The organism is Mangrovitalea sediminis (genome assembly GCF_002514725.1).
Lineage (GTDB): Bacteria > Pseudomonadota > Gammaproteobacteria > Pseudomonadales > Oleiphilaceae > Mangrovitalea > Mangrovitalea sediminis.
Genome location: NZ_NTLB01000005.1, coordinates 1 through 17,072 on the forward strand (window position 1 = coordinate 1; position 17,072 = coordinate 17,072).

Genomic DNA, 17,072 nt, shown 5'->3' on the forward strand with positions numbered 1-17,072 from the left:
AAAAAAAAAGCCCTCCGTAGGAAGGGCTTAAAGCAGGTTAGCTCCAAGAGAAGCTCATTACTTCAGGGTACTGCAGGGGTACTACTTCATCGGTAGTCGCTGCGTACAGCGCTACAACTAAATGACTGCACCTGATCAACTACACCTAGTCAACTACACCTGGTCAGTCTGAATCCGCGTTGCGGGCGACTTTGCCTCGGTATTCAGCGGCCTTGTCTGTCAGGGCTTTTACGCGGTCTTCTGCCTGACGGCGATAGTCCACCAAACGGGGTTTCAGGTTCTGCTCGTAGGTTTCTTCCACCTTGGTCAAGGCATAAGCGCTCAGCATATGGGCGTTCCACGAGAGCTGCTTGCGTGCATCGTAGGTGGCGGCGTCGAGATTGAGCAGGAGCGCTTTCAATGACGGGTTGCGTTCCCGCAACTGGCTGACCAGCTCTGACAGCGAATGGGTTTGTTCGGTATCGGCACCAAGCTGTTTCAGCATGCGCCGCAATTCCTTGCTGGCACGATCAATCTGAGGACGAAACTGTGTTTCCAGTTTGTCTCGCAGGTCGGTGACCTGGCGCAATGAGGGCTGCGATTTCAGTTGTAGCATGGTTCGGACTCGCACGGTGATTCGTCATTGGCGGGTTAAACCCGCAACTGAGTCCGACTCTACGGAAAAAAATTAGAATAATCAGCCTAGCGACATCAGCCCGCTGGTTTGTAGCCCAGCCGGTCCAGTGTCTCGACGATGACCTGTGTCTGGCTGTCGATTTCGAGGTTGATGGTCTCGCCGACTGACAGGTCACCCAAGCAGGTGGCCCGCAACGTTTCCGGAATCAGGTGGACATTGAACCCCTCGTCGTCAACGTCTCCTACCGTCAGGCTGGCGCCATCGATAGCAATAAAGCCCTTTGGAAAGATATAGCGAAGCCACTCGGGTGCAACCTGGAAATAGAAGGTGCGATTGTTTTCGCTGGTGCGGATATCGGCCAGTTTCGCCTGCGTGTGCACATGACCGGAGAGCAGGTGCCCGCCGATCTCGTCGCCAATGCGCGCCGCCCGTTCGAAATTGACCCGGTCGCCGATCTTATAATGCCCCGCCTTGGTAATCCTTAGTGTTTCCTGCATGACATCGAACGTCAGGCAACTGCCGGTCTGGCCGGTAACGGTCAGGCAGGTGCCGTCGATGGAGACCGAAGCACCCCTTTCCACGGCATTGACGGCCTCAGCGGGGAATTCGATAGACAGTGTAGTGAGCCCCGGCCGGGACTCGATGTCAACGATAAGGGCGGTGCCCTGAACGATACCGGTAAACATGCAGATCACCTTCAAGTGCAGTGTGGATCCCGCGGCCCTGTCGATACCGACGGTCGGGGCACACCATACCGGGGTTGTCGCGCCTTGCCAATGTCGAGGCTTCCCTAGATACGGTTTTCCGAGGTCATGCGAATCGCACTCAGGGCCTTCAGGACTTCGGTACGGGTGATGATGCCTACAACGCGTCCGTCTTCACACACCGGGTAGAGCTTGGGGTGGTGCGCCACCATGTCTTCGGCAAGGTGCATGATATCCATGTCGGGCGATACCGAAACCGGTTCCTTCGACATGATATCGGCGGCGATCTGGTGGTCCTGGGAGTAGTAGCTGTCGTTGAGAAGCTGTTCGAGGCAGTCCCGTTGGGTAATGAAACCCAGCATTCGGGAATGCTCGTCAAGGACGGGCGCACCCATAAGATTGTGCCGGGTAAGCTGACCCACCACCTGTTCCAGATTGCTGGTCGGGCTGAAGAAAACCGTCACCGATTTCATGTAGTCGCGAACGAGGATCTTGGGTGTCTGCATGTGCGCGGTCTCCGTGATAAGCCGGTAGCGGATGGGTGCGTCGATGGGCCGCACACGACAGCCTTGTCCGGCAGTGGCACGACAGTGGTTGAGTCCTCTTGTTCAGTATCGTCCCAAATGCGAGCAGGTGCGAGCCCTGCTGGCCGGACCTGCGTCGCTGGCTGGGCCATAATGCACCGGAATGGGCTGGAGGGCTCCGTTTTAGGGCGGGTCTGTGGTTCCCGGTGGACGGCTGAAGCAACCAAAAGGTAAATGCTAATTCCTTGATTAGTAATGTGTTATTTGGAAAATTTGCGCTATTGGCACTAACCCTGCATTGGTAAAACCTGAAACGGGACGAGTCGTCACGACTCGCGACTGAGCACACAGGATGAACACTCAGGCGAACTAGGGTTCCGGTCTGCCACGGCAGATGACTGGTCCGAGAGTTCTCCGGCTTCCAGGAGCGGAAGCTACACGGCGGGACAAAAGCCCGGGAGACCGTCATGACGACGTTGTCCCGTGCCGTGTCCACCTTGTAGGAGTAAAAATCCATGAATGCGTTGCTGCTTGGTCCTCTCCGAAAAGTTCTGGCCGTCGCCTGCCTTTCTGTGGCGACAATGATTCTCCCGCTGGCGGCTCAAGCTGCCGACTCCCTCAAAATTGGAACCGTCGTCTGGATCGGCTATGGGCCATTCTATGTGGCCGATAAACTCGATCTCTATAAGAAATACGGCGTGAAGGTCGACCTGAAATTCTTCAATGATCCCGCGCTGATTCCCACCGCCGTCGCCAGTGGCGCCGTGGATGGCGGCATGCAGACCTATGATCAGGTGATCGGCTCCGTCGCCAAGGGTCTGAAGCAAAAGGTGGTGATGCCCATCGACTTTTCCAACGGTGCCGACGCCATTGTCGCCGACAAGTCGATCACATCTGTTGCCGACTTCAAGGGCAAGAAAGTGGGCTTCAACCCCCTGTCGCCGTCCGACTTCCTGCTCGCCTATGCATTGCAGACCCATGGCATGACCGAAAACGATATCGATGCCATCAACATGACGCCGGAAGCGATTCCCGGAGCCATGGCATCCGGCACGCTGCCGATCGGCGTCACCTATGAACCTAACGTCTCCCAGATCCTGGCCATGGGTAACGGCAGCAAGTTCCATGTGGTGTATTCGTCCAAGGATGCACCAGGCCTGATCACCGATGTGCTGGTCTTCGACCAGAAGATGATCTCGGCACATGGCAAGGAGGTTTCCGCGATTATCAAGGGTTACCTCGCCGGCCTGGACTACATGAAGAAGCATCCCAAGAAGTCCGCCGAAATTATCGGCAAGGTTCTTGGCGTTTCGGCGGCTGAAGTCGATGAGCAGATGAAGGGCGTCTACAACATCCCGCTCAATGAGATGTCCCGCAACTTCGAGAAGTCGAAGGCGACAACCTCCTTCTATGGCAGCGGTGACGTTATTGCCAATCTCCTGGTCAAGAACCAGCAGATTCCGGCAGTTCCAGACTTCGCCAAAACCTTCGATGGCTCCTTCGTAAAAGCCCTGAACCACTAAATCCCCGGCGTGGGCGCCTCGTGCGCCCGCATGCTGTCAGGAGTTGTCATGTCCAAATCCAAGCCTTTGTTTCGCTATGCGGATGGCCGGTTATGGAACAGCTTGGCCATGTTCTACAGCCTCGGCGGGTACCTCTTAGGCATTGGCCTGCTGTTGGCGCCGTTCTGGGGACTGAAACTCGTCGGAACGCTTCTCCTGGGGCATGCCATGGTGATCGGTGCGTACCTGATCCATGAATTTGCCCACGGAACCATCTTCGCCGCCCCCGCGAACAATGCACGAGCCGGAGAGGTGTTCAGCTGGATGACCGGCAGTTGCTATGCCGACTTCCAGAGCTTGCGGCGCAAGCATATGCGCCACCATGTCGATCGCGCCGATGTCATTACCTTTGACAGCAAGGCCTTTATCAACGGCCTGCCGGTTTGGGTCCGCAAACTGATTCTTGTGTTGGAGTGGGCCTACATTCCGGCCGTGGAACTGATCATGCATTTCTATGTGATTGCCATGCCGTTCATCGGGCGTACCGAAAAACAGCGTGCGCGACGCGGCAAGGTACTTGCGATCCTGTTGGTTCGTGGCGCCGCTTTTGCCCTGTTGGGCTGGTATTCGCTCAGTGCTCTGGTGCTATACGGCGTGGCCTGGATGTTGATGTTGACCGTCCTGCGTTTCGCCGATGCCTACCAGCATACCTATGACGCCTTCGCGGTGCTTGAAGAAGGGGATATCCCTGCTGACAAGGTGCGGGATCGCGCCTACGAACAGAAGAACACCTTCAGCAACGTGGTATCGCTGCGTTGGCCCATCCTCAACCTGCTGGTACTCAACTTCAGTTACCACAACGCCCACCACGAAAAGCCTGTTGTGCCCTGGTACCGGCTGCCGAAGTTGCATGAGGAGCTGTATGGCTCAGCTTATAGCCAGGTCGTTCCGATGAAGGAACTCCTGCCCAGCTTTCACCATTATCGGTTGCACCGGGTAGTGAGTGACGACTATGGCGTGTTCGGTGATGGGCCAGCGCGTGCTGAACGCTTTTACGGCGCCGTTGGCGTGTCGTTCCTGACGGCGGTGTAAGGCATGCAGACGCTGGATTATCAAGGTCGTCATGTCGTCATCACTGGCGCAGCCAGTGGTATAGGGCGCGGATTGGCCGAGGCCTTTGCGCGACAGGGGGCTTCCCTGGAATTGCTGGATCGCAATGGTCCCGGGCTTGCAGCGGTCGTTGAGTCGCTTGCTGGGGTGGCGGACGTTAAGGGCACCGTCGTCGACCTGGCCGATGATACCGACGTCGCCCGTTACGCCGCCTCGTTGCGGGAGCGCTGGGAGCGGCTGGATGTGCTCGTGAACAATGCGGGGATGGAACAGCCGACGCCCATTACGGATGAGGGGCCGGAGGCAAATGCCGGCTGGGCGAAGCAGCTGGATAACAACGTCGTCTCCATGGTGCGCCTGACGAGGGCCTTGCTGCCTTTGCTTCAGGCGGGGAGCAGCGTGATCAATCAGTCATCGATTTGGGGGCTGAGTGCGGTGGCAGGATTTTCAGCCTATGTCGCCAGCAAGCATGCGGTGATTGGCGTGACCCGCTCCCTGGCTTGGGAGCTGGGGCCCAAACGGGTACGCGTCAATGCCGTTTGTCCCGGCTGGGTAGGGACGGATGCTGCGATGGCGTCGTTGCGGACCCTGGCGGAAGAAAATGGCCGTTCCGAGGGCGCCGAACTGGCCCATGTGCTGGCCCAGCAGGCGGTTCCTGAACTGCTGCGTCCGGAGGACCTGGCCGGCACCTTCCTGTTTTTGGGCAGTCCCTCGGCCGCGGCAATTACGGGACAGGCTATCGCCGTCAGTCACGGCGAGGTGATGCATTGATGAGGGATTTAGCGTCTTGTCCGCCTGAAGTGCCGGTACGGAACGGCTGGGCGGTCCTTCATGGTTTCGAAGAGGAGTCTCCTACATGACCAGTGTCTACATGGATCAGATCAGTTGGGTGGAATACCAGCAGCGTGTTAACGACGGTACTGTGGTATTCCTGCCATGCGGAGCGACCGAACAGCATGGTCCCCATTTGCCGCTGGGAACCGACGCCTTGCTGTCGACGGCGATCAGCGCTGATGTCGCCGGGCGACTGGGCGGAATCGTGGCGCCGGCGTTGGCCTATGGCTACAAGTCCCAGCCCAAGTGTGGCGGCGGACAGCATTTCTGCGGGACTACCAGTCTCGATGGCGGCACGTTGACGGCGTTGGTACAGGATGCCGTTCGCGAGTTCGCCCGTCACGGCGTTAAACGGCTGGTCCTTGTGTTGGGGCATTACGAGAACCAATGGTTCGTGGCAGAGGGAATCCAGTTGGCGCTGCGTGAACTCGGGCCCTCCTGCGATCTGCGTGTGATGCGCCTGGAGCACTGGGATTTCTGTCAGGAGACGACCTTGACGGATATCTTTCCGGACGGATTCCCAGGGTTCGCCCTGGAGCACGCTGCCGTCATCGAAACGTCGCTCATGCTGCATTACCACCCCAACCTTGTGTCGTTGGAGCGCATTCCGAACGACCCTCCAGCCGACTTCCCGCCCTACGACATTTACCCCTCCAGAACGGAGTGGGTACCCCCGTCCGGGGTGCTGTCTTCCGCCAAGGGTTCTGATGCGGAAAAGGGGCGGCGGCTGGCCAGCGATATCGTCGGCGGCATTGCATCCGCGGTGGCAACTGAATTTGGCCTGGAGTCCTGATCGTGTCCCTTGTGTCGCCTCCCTCACACTGTGCGCTGCTACTGATCGATATGCAGCGCGATTTCTGTGCTCCCGGTGGGTATGCCGATCTGGGTGGGCTCGATATTCAGCGGCTGAGGACGCCTATTCCGGCTCAGCAGGCTTTGCTGGCCAGCGCCCGGCGTCTGGGCATGCTGGTTGTTCATACGCGGGAGGGGCATCGTGCCGACCTCAGCGACCTGCCGGAATGGAAGCGTGAGCGCGCGCAGCGTGCCGGCGCACCTATTGGGTCCCCTGGTCCTATGGGGCGTCTGCTGGTGCGCGGTGAATACGGTCATGACCTGATCGATGAATTACAGCCCGCCGCGGGGGAGCCGGTCATCGACAAGCCGGGATATAGCGCCTTTCCCGCGACGGACCTGGAACTCATTTTGCGCACCCGGGGGATTGAGCAGTTGCTGATAACGGGTGTCACCACCGAGGTCTGTGTCAGCTCGACCTTGCGTCATGCCATCGATCTCGGTTTCCGTTGCCTGACCATCAGCGATGCCTGTGCTTCGTCCGATGCTGATCTTCATGATGCTGCACTACGCATGATTACTGTCGAGGGCGGTATTTTCGGTGAAGTCAGCACCGCCGATGCCGTGTTGAGCGAGCTGGAGGGCAGAGGATGATGACAGTGCCGGCTTCCTACCTGGGTGTTTGGCAACGCACGCTGTTGCGCACATCTGAGGGAGTGGAGGATCGAACCACACGGGTTTTCTGGATGCAGACCAGAATGCTGCATGCCGATATCCGGGTGCCGGATCCTGAGCCTCAGGACGGTGCCGGCAGGGCGCGACTGGCTGGTTTTGCCGGGCTCACCCAGGTTCGCGGCGAGCGCTGTCAATGGCACCGCCTGATCGATTTCCATCCCAATAGCGGTCAGGACATCGGCCGTATGCAGTTCATCAATAGTGAAGAGGTGCACGAGCGCGCCCTGGACGACAGCTATCTGGAAGTGTGGCAGCGACTGCCGGATTCCCGTGGTGAGACCCAGGCGCAATGGTTGCGGGCCGCCGACAAACCGGAGCGTCACGCGTGTCTGCTATTGGCCGGAGACTATTTTCTGTTTGCCGCAGACCGTCCAGAGCCACTGTCGCCGGGTGTGTCCCTCGAAACGCGTTTATCCGTCGTCGATCCGTCCCATAGCGAGAAACTGCTGGCGTTCGAGTTGTCCTTCGGGCGCATCCGGGAGGGGAGCCGTCCATGGCGTATCGATCTGTCGTCGTTGCCGGGGCGCGCCGGTCAAGCACTGGTTTCGCCCGAACCATGCGCGGATTTGAGCCGCTGGCCCTGCGAGGTGTGGGAGACGCTGGGTGTTTATCCGCCGAAGGGGGGGTGGCTGAAATCCGCCCTGCCCAGTGATGTTTTCTCTCAAGCCGATAGTCTGGTTTCCATGTGACGGAACGACCCGCTTGCGGAACGATAACTGAGTGGAATTACAGCTTAACGGAACCACTACTGATTTTGCCGAAAGAGGAGAACCTGGCATGAACGCACCGCTACAGTTGCCTGGTACCCAGGCCGTCGATAAGCCGGTCAGGCGTCGGGCTAGGATCTGGAGGATTCGGGGGGAGTTGTCGTCCCGGACCGTTGTCATTCTCGGGGCTATCGGGCTCTGTGCGCCTTTCCTGGCGTGGTGGTTATACACTGCGTTGGGCTTCGCCGATCCCATCTTTATGCCGGGACCGGGCGCTGTGCTCGAACGGATCTGGCATTGGTGGAACAACGAAGGTCTGTTGGACGATATCGGCATCAGTGTCTATCGGGTCATGGCCGCTTTCGTGATTTCCGCCGTGATTGCCTTGCCCATGGGGCTCTACATGGGCACCTACAGGCCGGTACAGGCGACGCTCGAACCCCTGATAGATTTCATTCGCTACATGCCGGCTGTCGCCTTTATTCCCCTGGTCATGCTCTGGGTGGGAATCGACGAGAGCTCGAAGATCCTGATCATTTTCATCGGAACCTTCTTTCAGATGGTCTTGATGGTCACTGAGGACGTGAGACGAGTGCCCATGGCGCAGATAGAGGCGGCCCAGACGATGGGGGCCACCCGGGGTGAAATCATCAAGCTGGTGATCCTGCCCTCGGCACGCCCCGCATTGCTCGATACGCTGCGTATCACTGTGGGCTGGGCCTGGACCTATCTGGTGGTGGCGGAGCTGGTGGCCGCGAACTCCGGTTTGGGCTACGCCATCCTGCGGGCCCAGCGTTATATGCATACGGATAAGATTTTCGCCGGGATTCTGCTGATCGGTCTGATCGGATTACTGACGGACCAGGCCTTTCGCTGGATTGGGCGGCGCGCATTTCACTGGCAGAAGAGGTGATCCATGGACAAGCCTTGTATCAGTATTCGTCAGGTTGGAAAGCAGTTTGGCACGCGAACCCAGACCATCGAGGCGCTGCGCGGGGTCAATCTCGAGGTCATGCCGAACGAGTTCATTACCTTCGTGGGCGCATCCGGGTGTGGTAAATCCACCTTGCTCCGTATCCTCGCGGGTCTGGAAACCCACACCAGCGGCGACATCCTGTTGCGTGACCAGCCCATCGACGGCCCCGGTGTGGACCGTGCGATGGTTTTCCAGCATTACAGTCTCTACCCCTGGCTGACGGTGATGAAAAATATTCAGTTCAGCCGCAGCCTTAAGGTGACGATGGACAGTATTCAAACCCAGGGCGATGTAGAGCGGGCAAGCGGACGGGCCGACGCACTATTGAACCTGATGGGGCTTAACGCGTTTGCGGATGCCTATCCGAATCAACTGTCCGGGGGCATGCAGCAGCGCGTCGCAATCGCCAGGGCGCTGATGCCGCGACCGGATATTCTGTTGATGGACGAACCTTTCGGGGCGCTGGATGCTCAGACCCGGGAAGTCATGCATGACCTTATCCGGCATGTGCACCGCTTGGAAAAGACCACCATCCTATTCGTAACGCATGACGTCGAGGAGGCGATTTACCTGGGGAGTCGTATTGTGTTGATGGCACCCAGACCGGGGCGGATAGAAAATATCTATGATGTGCCGTTACCGGCGGAGCGAAATCAGGACATGAAGTTGGAGCCGGCCTTTATCGAGCTCAAACGGGAAATACTGTCACGTATTCGCGAAACCTCTGGCGTGCAGACCGATCTCGATCAGCTCTCACGGCTGACCCAGGGGGCAGATAAGTGAGAATGACACTCGACTAGCACATGCTCTCCTGTGAAGATGGGCGTATCGGGCAGGCTTTCTGCCAGGCCGTGCGCCCAGACCTGTAATGCCATTTCCTGACCATTAGGCAGGTTTGTCGCCTCAAGGTTTCCTGCCCGTGAACGCTATAGTTTATAAGAGCACTGTCGGCGACAGGCCGGTGGATGCCAAACGTTCATCAAATGTGACAGGTACATGGCTGATCCCAACCATCCGAGTGTGCGGGTACCCGGCGATCTCCGGCAGGTCAAGCCGGAAGCCACTCCTGTCTTGCGCCAGGGGTCTTCGCCGGAACATGAAGACAGCCCTGAGACCCCAGCGAGCGATCAATTGCACTTTTCCGGCAACGATATCGCTGCCGAGGTTTCCGATGGGCCGACCGAGCGGGATGATCGCGAGCAAGAAAAACTGCTTTTCATGTCCCAGCAGCACCGTCGCCGTCAATTGTTGCGCAGCTGCGAACGTGTACTGATGATCGAGTTCGACGTGTTATCGATGCCGGATTGGCCCGATAACTTCGCGTTGCTGCAAGCCCGTCGCCGCCGCGACTACTGGCTGATGGCCGCTTCGGTATGCGCTGGCCTGTTTCTTCTGGGCATGACCGACCTGGTGCCGGCCTGGCTGGCAGGAACGGGATTTGGTGCCTTTGCTTTGCTGTGTTTGCTGGCACTGCCTCCGGTTCGTCATGTCTTTAGTGAACGCCTGTCCTATGCGGAATTATTGCTCGAACGCTATCGGATATTGCGCCGTGCACGGGAACATGTGCGGCACCTCGAAGGTGTTGAGGGACTGGCTTGGCAGTGTGCGCAGCTATCGGAATTCAATCCGGTTCTGCGGCACTCCCGTTTCGCCGGCCTGTTACGCTTGTCGGAAAGCGGTGCCCTGGCCGGTTCCCTGAAAACCCGCGGTCATATGAGGCTATACCTGATATTTCTACTTGAAGCCGAAAAAGGCTATACGCGCTTGCAGGAGGCTTATCTCCACGGGAGAGACCGTGCCTTGGAAGAGGGCTGGATCGAGACGCCGACGCGACGACCGGTCGGACGTGAGATGGAGCAACCCCGTACCTCGAATATAGAGGGGGCGAGTGATACGGTGGTTCGCAATAAGGATGAATCCTCGCCGTCATCCGGGGAAAGCGGGATTGCAGGCGAGGCGTCTTGATTTTTCTCAGGACCTTGGCGGCTGGTGGCGCCGGTTCCTGCTCCTTGCCAACGGCCGAACCCGCCTGCGCTCAGGGAGGTGTGAGATGACTCGGATTGCGCTCAACGTATTACGTGGGGATATCACCAAGCTCTCTGTCGACGCTATTGTCAATGCTGCCAATGAGCACCTTGTGCCCGGCGGTGGCGTTTGCGGGGCGATTCATCGCGCCGCAGGGCCGGGGCTGGCGGCCGCCTGTCGGGACATAGGATATTGCGAAACCGGCAATGCGGTGATGACCGATGCTTTCGATTTGCCGTGCCGGTATGTGATTCACGCTGTAGGCCCGGTTTGGCATGATGGTGCTCATAGAGAGCCTGAGCGGCTTGCCAGCTGTTATCAGCGCGCCATAGCGCTAGCCGAAGATCGCGGTCTCGCCACTATTGCTTTTCCCGCCATCAGTTGTGGCATCTTTGGCTACCCTCACGAACTGGCCGTGCCTGTCGCGATCCGCGCAGTGACTGCTGCGACGGCGTCCGCGAAGCACCTCCGCGAAGTGACCTTCTGTGTCATGGATGATGCATTGGAATCCTGTTACCGCCGATACCTTTCTCTCTTAACAAGCGCTTCATGATGGTGCGCAATATCATTCTGTGCTTAATAATGGTGCGTTTTTGACGTCGTTATTCATCTTCGATACTGTTTCGAATCCCTTCCAGTGCCTATAAATCCCGACCGTGTTCCATTGTGGAACGCTTTTTGAATGTAGCGCGTCGTTACGGTGCATGCCGACCCGTTCTTTTGCACCAATCATGGGCGGGATGAGGTGAAGGAAAGGCATGCCGCGCCATATAACAGCAACGAAGCGGAGAGTGACACAATCGTGGAAGTCAACAGCGCAGTCCAGAGCCTGATGCAAAGCGCCAACACGCTTTTCATCCTACTCGGTGCCATCATGGTGCTTGCGATGCATGCGGGATTCGCCTTTTTGGAGGTGGGAACCGTTCGGCACAAGAATCAGGTTAATGCCCTGGTCAAGATCATGACCGATTTCGGGGTATCCACATTAGCCTACTTTTTCATTGGCTATCACATCGCCTACGGCACCAGCTTTTTTGTCAGCGCAACGCAACTGACGGCCTCAAATGGCTATGACCTGGTCAAGTTTTTCTTCCTGCTGACGTTTGCGGCAGCGGTCCCGGCTATCGTTTCCGGTGGTATTGCCGAGCGGGCGCGCTTCTATCCCATTCTCTTGGCCTCGACGTTGACCGTAGCCTTTATCTATCCATTTTTTGAAGGGATGGCCTGGCATGGCAATTACGGTTTGCAGGACTGGTTGCAGCACAAATTCGGTGCGCAGTTCCATGATTTTGCAGGCTCCGTGGTCGTACACGCAGTAGGTGGCTGGGTGGCCTTGGGGGCCATTCTGCTGCTGGGGCCTCGCAATGGACGTTACAGAGGTGGAAAGGTGGTGGCCTTTGCGCCGTCCAATATCCCGTTTTTGGCGCTAGGTTCATGGATTCTGACCGTAGGCTGGTTTGGCTTTAACGTAATGTCGGCACAGACCCTGGACAGTATCAGTGGCTTGGTCGCCGTTAATAGTCTTATGGCGATGGTAGGCGGTATCGTTGTGGCGATGTTGGTCGGCCGCAGGGATCCCGGCTTTATTCACAATGGGCCACTGGCGGGCCTGGTGGCGGTTTGCGCCGGGTCGGATCTAATGCATCCCATTGGCGCCTTGATCACGGGCGGAATTGCGGGTGCCCTTTTTGTGTACCTCTTTGAGTGGGCGCAAAACCGGATGCCGAAATTGGACGACGTGCTGGGTGTTTGGCCATTGCACGGTATGTGCGGTGTCTGGGGCGGTATCGCCGCCGGTATTTTCGGCCAGAAAGCTCTTGGCGGGCTGGGTGGGATCAGCTTCATGTCCCAGTTGTTGGGTACGCTGACCGGCGTCGTTATCGCCACGGTCGGCGGCTTTCTGGTCTATGGCGCCATCAAGCGCATTTTTGGCTTGCGGCTGAGCGCCGAGGAGGAGTTTGAAGGGGCGGACCTCAGCATTCACCATATTGGGGCAAACGCTCTGGATTAGACGGATGTCGGACTAACAAGCCCGCCTTTACAGGCTAGACTCCGCGCCCAGGTACTTTCGCGGTGTGTCTGTAAGGGCGGGCTTTGTTGTCTATGCGACCCTTTCTTGACATTGTCACGTATCAAACGTATGTTTTAAACAAATGTTTGTTCCGACCAGTCAGCGGGTAGCAATGGCGCAGTCAGATACGGTGGACCGCATTCTTGATGCGGCTGAAGAGTTGTTCGCAGAGCGGGGATTCTCCGAGACGTCGTTGCGGATGATTACCAGCAAGGCGAAGGTCAATCTTGCCGCAGTGAACTACCACTTCGGGTCCAAGAATGCGTTGATCCATGCGGTGTTCGCGCGCTTCCTGACGCCTTACTGCGAAACGCTGGAGCATTCCTTCGACAATCTGGAGACAACGCTGGGTGGGCAGGCGCCGACTCTGGAAGCGTTGCTCAGCGCCTTGATGGAAAGCGCGATTCGAATGCCTCATCGCAATGCCTATGGCATTTCGATATTCATGCGCCTGTTAGGTCTGGCATACACCCAATCCCAGAGCCACCTGCGTCATTTCCTCGAGAACGAATATAGCGCGACCTTCTCGCGCTTTATGCGCCTGCTGAAAGAAGCCACGCCTCAATTGAGTGCCGTGGACCGCTATTGGCGGATTCAGTTTATGCTGGGTGCTACCGCCTTCACCATGTCGAGCAGCCAGGCCCTGAGTGACATCCTCCAGAATAAGCTGGGTGTCGAGACCCGGGTGGAGGAGATTGTCTCCCGGCTGGTACCCTTCCTTGCCGCAGGAATGCAGGCCCGTCCCAACAGCCCCCTGTCCCAGTCAGCCTGACCGCCGTATAACCGCGCGTTGCGTAGTGGGGGGACTCCGGTCTACCCTTGGCCGGATAGCAGCTTATCCTGAGGCGTCCATGCCACCTTCGGCATCCGATCTGACTGTGTTGATCGATATTTCACAACAGTGCCTGACCGTTCAACAGGACGGTGTCCCCGTGCGCTCGTATTCGGTGTCTACGGCGAGAAATGGCCCGGGAGAACAGATGGGCTCTGGCTGTACGCCTCGTGGTCGGCATTATATCCGCGCCTGTATCGGCGCGGGCCAACCCGAGGGCACAGTCTTTGTCGGTAGACGGCCGACGGGAGAACGTTATTCAGCGGCTCTGGCACAACGATATCCCGAGCGTGACTGGATATTGAGTCGTATCCTCTGGTTGTGTGGCCGGGAGCCGGGTATCAACCGCCTCGGACAGGTCGACTCGCAGCGGCGTTTCATTTACATTCACGGCACGCCGGACGACCAGCCTATGGGCGTCGCTCTTTCGCACGGATGCGTCCGAATGCGTAACCGTGATGTCGTCGAACTCTTTGATCTGGTCCGTCCCGGAACGTCTGTTGTGATCCGGGAGTAAACCGCTCGATCTCCCGGCGTTCGGCACTGGCCGGATCCACACCATTATCGTTTGAGACAGGTTGAGGAGCGACATGCCTACTCCCGGTTCCTTGATGTTAGACCTGCAGGGGCTTGCGCTTACCGATGAGGAAGCAGAGCTGCTGCTCGCGCCGGAAGTCGGCGGCGTTATTTTCTTTAGCCGTAATTTCCAGTCGACAGAACAGCTGGCCGCGCTGGTCGCCCAGGTCAGGGAGCGGCGTCAGGATATTGTGCTGGCGGTGGATCACGAAGGTGGGCGCGTCCAGCGTTTTCGCGAGGGCTTTTCCCGGCTGCCGCCGATGGCGGCACTTGGGCGTTGCTTTGATGCTGCGCCGGGCGAGGCCCTGAGCCTGGCTGCGGAGTGTGGCTGGGTTATGGCTGCGGAACTCCGGGCTTTTGATATTGACCTGAGTTTTGCGCCGATACTGGACCTGGATTACGGCACCTCAACGGTTATCGGTGATCGCAGTTTTCATGCTGATCCACGAGTCATCAGTCAGCTTGCGACGGCGCTGATGGCCGGTATGCATTCTGCCGGCATGGCCGCTACAGGGAAACATTTTCCGGGGCATGGCTATGCCGTTGCTGATTCCCATGTGGCGGTACCGATCGATGAACGGCCGCTTTCAGAGATTCGGCGGGATATCCAGCCATTCCAGACGCTGATTTCCGCAGGTCTCGATGCCGTGATGCCGGCACATGTGATCTATTCGAAAGTCGATGACCGGCCGGCCGGTTTTTCGAGGCTTTGGTTGCAGACGATTTTGCGGGAGGACATGGGGTTCGACGGCGTTATCTTTAGCGATGATCTGAGTATGGCCGGTGCCGGTGTGGTGGGCGGTTTTGAGGCGCGGGCCGAAGCCGCGCTCTCTGCCGGGTGCGATATGATCCTGGTTTGCAATGCCCCGGAGGGTGCCCGCGAGGTTGTACGTTGGCTGCACGCTTCTGCGCATCGGCCGAGCTCCCGCCTTGCAACCCTGCGGGGCGAGCCGACGAAAGTTCTGGGGCTGCAGGCGCTGCAGGCTTCTGATCGTTGGCGTCATGCCCAGGATGCCATTCGGCGTATCGGCGATCTGGCAAGTGCCCACATGAATCCACTCAGAAAAGGTGAGGGAGGCGAATAAATGAAGCAGGGATACCTCGACAAGCTGTTAACGTCGATGGGCATCATGGAAGTGGAAGCCCGGGCGACGCTGTTGATTTTTGGTGTTGTGCTGACCACCGCCCTGACGGCGTTTATCGCGAGCCGGATCGTGCTGTTTCTGGAAAAACGGGCGAGTCACAGCAGGAACCTGTGGGACGATGCCCTTCTACACGCTTTACGTAAGCCAGTGGTGTTGGCCATCTGGCTGGTTGGGCTCTACTCCGCGGCGGAAATCGCTTACCGCTTTTCCAAGGCGGAGATCTTTAAGGCCAATGATGTCGTCTTTCGTGTCGGTGTGATCTGGCTGATCTGCTGGTCTGTCGTCCGTTTCATTCGAGAAGCGGAAAAAATTCTGGTTTCGCCGCAGAAGGTCAAACGACCGATGGACCTGACGACGGTCTCGGCGCTGGGTAAGCTGACCCGCGCCGCGGTAATCATTACCGCGGTGTTGGTGATCATGCAGTCCCTGGGATACAGCATTTCGGGTGTTCTCGCGTTTGGCGGTGTCGGTGGCATTGCCGTGGGCTTTGCGGCCAAGGATCTGCTTGCCAATTTTTTTGGTGGTTTGATGGTCTATATGGATCGCCCTTTCAAGGTAGGGGAATGGATCCGCTCGCCGGATAAGAATATCGAAGGTACCGTCGAGCATATCGGCTGGCGCCTGACCCGAATCCGCACTTTCGATCAGCGGCCGCTGTTTGTGCCTAACTCCACCTTCACGAGCATCTCGGTGGAGAATCCGTCGCGAATGAGCAACCGGCGGATATACGAAACCATCGGGCTGCGTTATGACGATGTGCACTGCATGGGGCAGGTCGTCAGCGACGTCAAGAGCATGCTCGAGGACCATCCGGAGATCGATACCGCTCAGACGTTGATGGTCAATTTCAATACATTCAATGCGTCATCGGTGGACTTCTTTATCTACGCTTTCACCAAGACCACGAATTGGGTCCGTTTCCATGAGATCAAGCAGGAAGTGTTGCTGAAGACTGTGGAGATTATCGACAGTTACGGCGCGCAGATTGCGTTCCCGACCCGTACGCTGCACATGGTCGAATCTTCGTCTGCCGACAAAGAGACGCCCGTGCAGGACAAACAACAGCCCCAACATGCTGGCGAAGACACGGCGAGTCCGATCCGCCAGCGCGATCGTGAGGATCAGCTATGACACAGGAAGCCTTGTTGGCCATTATCGGCGGTACCGGCCTGACCCAGCTGGATGGATTGGTTATCGAGGAAGAGCGTCATTGTGAGACACCCTGGGGGGCGCCATCTGCGCCTCTGCAGTTCGGTCGTCTGGGCGACACGCCGGTGGTGTTTCTCGCTCGCCATGGGAATCCTCACCGGATTCCGCCCCATGAGGTGAATTACCGGGCTAACCTGTGGGCCTTACAGGATGCCGGGGTGCGGCGGGTGATTGCCGTCAACGCCGTGGGCGGTATTCATCCGCAGATGGGGCCGGCACGGGTTGTGGTGCCGCATCAGGTAATCGATTACACCTGGGGGCGTGACCATACCTACTTCGAAGGCAAGATCGATTCGACGACCCATATAGATTTTACCCATCCGTATACGGAGACCCTGCGTCAGCGTCTGTTGCAGACCGCCGGGCGTGAAGGGGTGGCCTGCGTCGATTTCGGCGTTTACGGCGCCACCCAGGGGCCCCGTCTGGAAACTGCGGCGGAAATCGTGCGTATGGAGCGTGACGGTTGTGATCTGGTGGGTATGACCGGAATGCCGGAGGCTGCGTTAGCGGCAGAGCTGAAGCTCGGCTATGCCTGTCTGGCTCTGGTCGTGAATTGGGCTGCCGGTAAGTCGGACCACATCATCACTATGGAAGAAATCGAAGCCGCAATCGACGAGGGCATGGGATACGTCAAGCGTATTCTGCGGGGCATGCTGACCGACGGCTGAATCCATCCCACGGCTCGGCCTGGTGCCGAGCCGGAGTTAACGCCGG

The 17,072-nt window shown here is 58.0% G+C and carries 19 protein-coding genes and 1 riboswitch; of the genes, 16 read left to right on the forward strand and 3 right to left on the reverse strand.

The genetic code is table 11. The features are described 5' to 3' along the window. Positions 1-163: 163 nt before the first annotated feature. The 3 genes from CLR77_RS12585 to CLR77_RS12595 all read right to left on the reverse strand — a co-directional run bounded on the left by CLR77_RS12585 (position 164) and on the right by CLR77_RS12595 (position 1,826). Complete coding sequence (locus CLR77_RS12585; protein WP_097461028.1) at positions 164-595, reverse strand: hypothetical protein; 432 nt, start codon at positions 593-595, stop codon at positions 164-166. Between the two features lie 95 nt (positions 596-690). Further along, positions 691-1,302 (reverse strand): riboflavin synthase subunit alpha, encoded by a 612-nt coding sequence (locus CLR77_RS12590; RefSeq protein WP_097461029.1) that lies wholly within the window; start codon positions 1,300-1,302, stop codon positions 691-693. A gap of 104 nt (positions 1,303-1,406) precedes the next feature. Further along, the gene (locus CLR77_RS12595) at positions 1,407-1,826 is read right to left on the reverse strand and encodes a CBS domain-containing protein (RefSeq protein ID WP_097461030.1); all 420 of its coding nucleotides are present in this window, start codon (positions 1,824-1,826) and stop codon (positions 1,407-1,409) included. Between the two features lie 376 nt (positions 1,827-2,202). Beyond that, positions 2,203-2,307, forward strand: a riboswitch (guanidine-I (ykkC/yxkD leader). A gap of 52 nt (positions 2,308-2,359) precedes the next feature. Here CLR77_RS12595 and CLR77_RS12600 point away from each other — a divergent pair. From CLR77_RS12600 to CLR77_RS12675, 16 genes are all read left to right on the forward strand, one after another. Continuing rightward, positions 2,360-3,367: an ABC transporter substrate-binding protein gene (locus CLR77_RS12600; RefSeq protein ID WP_097461031.1), complete on the forward strand. Its 1,008-nt coding sequence runs from the start codon at positions 2,360-2,362 to the stop codon at positions 3,365-3,367. Positions 3,368-3,415: 48 nt separating this feature from the next. Further along, positions 3,416-4,438 (forward strand): fatty acid desaturase family protein, encoded by a 1,023-nt coding sequence (locus tag CLR77_RS12605; protein ID WP_097461032.1) that lies wholly within the window; start codon positions 3,416-3,418, stop codon positions 4,436-4,438. Between the two features lie 3 nt (positions 4,439-4,441). After that, positions 4,442-5,227 (forward strand): SDR family NAD(P)-dependent oxidoreductase, encoded by a 786-nt coding sequence (locus CLR77_RS12610; RefSeq protein ID WP_097461033.1) that lies wholly within the window; start codon positions 4,442-4,444, stop codon positions 5,225-5,227. Positions 5,228-5,312: 85 nt separating this feature from the next. Then, entirely contained in the window at positions 5,313-6,083 is a 771-nt protein-coding gene (locus CLR77_RS12615) for a creatininase (RefSeq protein ID WP_097461034.1), read from the forward strand. 2 nt (positions 6,084-6,085) lie between these two features. After that, positions 6,086-6,736, forward strand: a complete 651-nt coding sequence (locus tag CLR77_RS12620) for a cysteine hydrolase family protein (protein WP_198962758.1) — start codon at positions 6,086-6,088, stop codon at positions 6,734-6,736. Continuing rightward, entirely contained in the window at positions 6,733-7,506 is a 774-nt protein-coding gene (locus CLR77_RS12625) for a hypothetical protein (protein WP_097461035.1), read from the forward strand. The genes CLR77_RS12620 and CLR77_RS12625 overlap by 4 nt, the downstream gene beginning before the upstream one ends. 88 nt (positions 7,507-7,594) lie before the next feature. After that, positions 7,595-8,437, forward strand: a complete 843-nt coding sequence (locus CLR77_RS12630) for an ABC transporter permease (RefSeq protein WP_097461036.1) — start codon at positions 7,595-7,597, stop codon at positions 8,435-8,437. 3 nt (positions 8,438-8,440) lie between these two features. Then, positions 8,441-9,283, forward strand: coding sequence for an ABC transporter ATP-binding protein (locus CLR77_RS12635; protein ID WP_097461037.1), 843 nt, complete (start codon positions 8,441-8,443; stop codon positions 9,281-9,283). A gap of 213 nt (positions 9,284-9,496) precedes the next feature. Beyond that, positions 9,497-10,465 (forward strand): hypothetical protein, encoded by a 969-nt coding sequence (locus tag CLR77_RS12640; RefSeq protein ID WP_097461038.1) that lies wholly within the window; start codon positions 9,497-9,499, stop codon positions 10,463-10,465. A gap of 85 nt (positions 10,466-10,550) precedes the next feature. After that, positions 10,551-11,078, forward strand: a complete 528-nt coding sequence (locus CLR77_RS12645; protein WP_097461039.1) for a macro domain-containing protein — start codon at positions 10,551-10,553, stop codon at positions 11,076-11,078. A 246-nt stretch (positions 11,079-11,324) separates the two neighbouring features. Continuing rightward, the gene (locus tag CLR77_RS12650) at positions 11,325-12,536 is read left to right on the forward strand and encodes an ammonium transporter (protein WP_227519936.1); all 1,212 of its coding nucleotides are present in this window, start codon (positions 11,325-11,327) and stop codon (positions 12,534-12,536) included. A 172-nt stretch (positions 12,537-12,708) separates the two neighbouring features. Then, positions 12,709-13,368, forward strand: a complete 660-nt coding sequence (locus CLR77_RS12655) for a TetR/AcrR family transcriptional regulator (RefSeq protein ID WP_097461040.1) — start codon at positions 12,709-12,711, stop codon at positions 13,366-13,368. A 79-nt stretch (positions 13,369-13,447) separates the two neighbouring features. Then, positions 13,448-13,945: a L,D-transpeptidase gene (locus CLR77_RS12660; RefSeq protein WP_097461041.1), complete on the forward strand. Its 498-nt coding sequence runs from the start codon at positions 13,448-13,450 to the stop codon at positions 13,943-13,945. A gap of 73 nt (positions 13,946-14,018) precedes the next feature. Further along, the gene (gene nagZ / locus CLR77_RS12665; protein WP_198962759.1) at positions 14,019-15,089 is read left to right on the forward strand and encodes a beta-N-acetylhexosaminidase; all 1,071 of its coding nucleotides are present in this window, start codon (positions 14,019-14,021) and stop codon (positions 15,087-15,089) included. Next, complete coding sequence (locus tag CLR77_RS12670) at positions 15,090-16,280, forward strand: mechanosensitive ion channel family protein (RefSeq protein WP_097461043.1); 1,191 nt, start codon at positions 15,090-15,092, stop codon at positions 16,278-16,280. Then, positions 16,277-17,026, forward strand: coding sequence for an S-methyl-5'-thioinosine phosphorylase (locus tag CLR77_RS12675; RefSeq protein WP_097461044.1), 750 nt, complete (start codon positions 16,277-16,279; stop codon positions 17,024-17,026). The genes CLR77_RS12670 and CLR77_RS12675 overlap by 4 nt, the downstream gene beginning before the upstream one ends. Positions 17,027-17,072 lie beyond the last annotated feature (46 nt).

What these genes read in the sequence shown, in the direction of transcription:
- CLR77_RS12585 (WP_097461028.1), bottom strand. Translation starts at nt 595, where the DNA reads ATGCTACAACTGAAATCGCAGCCCTCATTGCGCCAGGTCACCGACCTG.
- CLR77_RS12590 (WP_097461029.1), bottom strand. Translation starts at nt 1,302, where the DNA reads ATGTTTACCGGTATCGTTCAGGGCACCGCCCTTATCGTTGACATCGAG.
- CLR77_RS12595 (WP_097461030.1), bottom strand. Translation starts at nt 1,826, where the DNA reads ATGCAGACACCCAAGATCCTCGTTCGCGACTACATGAAATCGGTGACG.
- CLR77_RS12600 (WP_097461031.1), top strand. Translation starts at nt 2,360, where the DNA reads ATGAATGCGTTGCTGCTTGGTCCTCTCCGAAAAGTTCTGGCCGTCGCC.
- CLR77_RS12605 (WP_097461032.1), top strand. Translation starts at nt 3,416, where the DNA reads ATGTCCAAATCCAAGCCTTTGTTTCGCTATGCGGATGGCCGGTTATGG.
- CLR77_RS12610 (WP_097461033.1), top strand. Translation starts at nt 4,442, where the DNA reads ATGCAGACGCTGGATTATCAAGGTCGTCATGTCGTCATCACTGGCGCA.
- CLR77_RS12615 (WP_097461034.1), top strand. Translation starts at nt 5,313, where the DNA reads ATGACCAGTGTCTACATGGATCAGATCAGTTGGGTGGAATACCAGCAG.
- CLR77_RS12625 (WP_097461035.1), top strand. Translation starts at nt 6,733, where the DNA reads ATGATGACAGTGCCGGCTTCCTACCTGGGTGTTTGGCAACGCACGCTG.
- CLR77_RS12630 (WP_097461036.1), top strand. Translation starts at nt 7,595, where the DNA reads ATGAACGCACCGCTACAGTTGCCTGGTACCCAGGCCGTCGATAAGCCG.
- CLR77_RS12635 (WP_097461037.1), top strand. Translation starts at nt 8,441, where the DNA reads ATGGACAAGCCTTGTATCAGTATTCGTCAGGTTGGAAAGCAGTTTGGC.
- CLR77_RS12640 (WP_097461038.1), top strand. Translation starts at nt 9,497, where the DNA reads ATGGCTGATCCCAACCATCCGAGTGTGCGGGTACCCGGCGATCTCCGG.
- CLR77_RS12645 (WP_097461039.1), top strand. Translation starts at nt 10,551, where the DNA reads ATGACTCGGATTGCGCTCAACGTATTACGTGGGGATATCACCAAGCTC.
- CLR77_RS12655 (WP_097461040.1), top strand. Translation starts at nt 12,709, where the DNA reads ATGGCGCAGTCAGATACGGTGGACCGCATTCTTGATGCGGCTGAAGAG.
- CLR77_RS12660 (WP_097461041.1), top strand. Translation starts at nt 13,448, where the DNA reads ATGCCACCTTCGGCATCCGATCTGACTGTGTTGATCGATATTTCACAA.
- nagZ (WP_198962759.1), top strand. Translation starts at nt 14,019, where the DNA reads ATGCCTACTCCCGGTTCCTTGATGTTAGACCTGCAGGGGCTTGCGCTT.
- CLR77_RS12670 (WP_097461043.1), top strand. Translation starts at nt 15,090, where the DNA reads ATGAAGCAGGGATACCTCGACAAGCTGTTAACGTCGATGGGCATCATG.
- CLR77_RS12675 (WP_097461044.1), top strand. Translation starts at nt 16,277, where the DNA reads ATGACACAGGAAGCCTTGTTGGCCATTATCGGCGGTACCGGCCTGACC.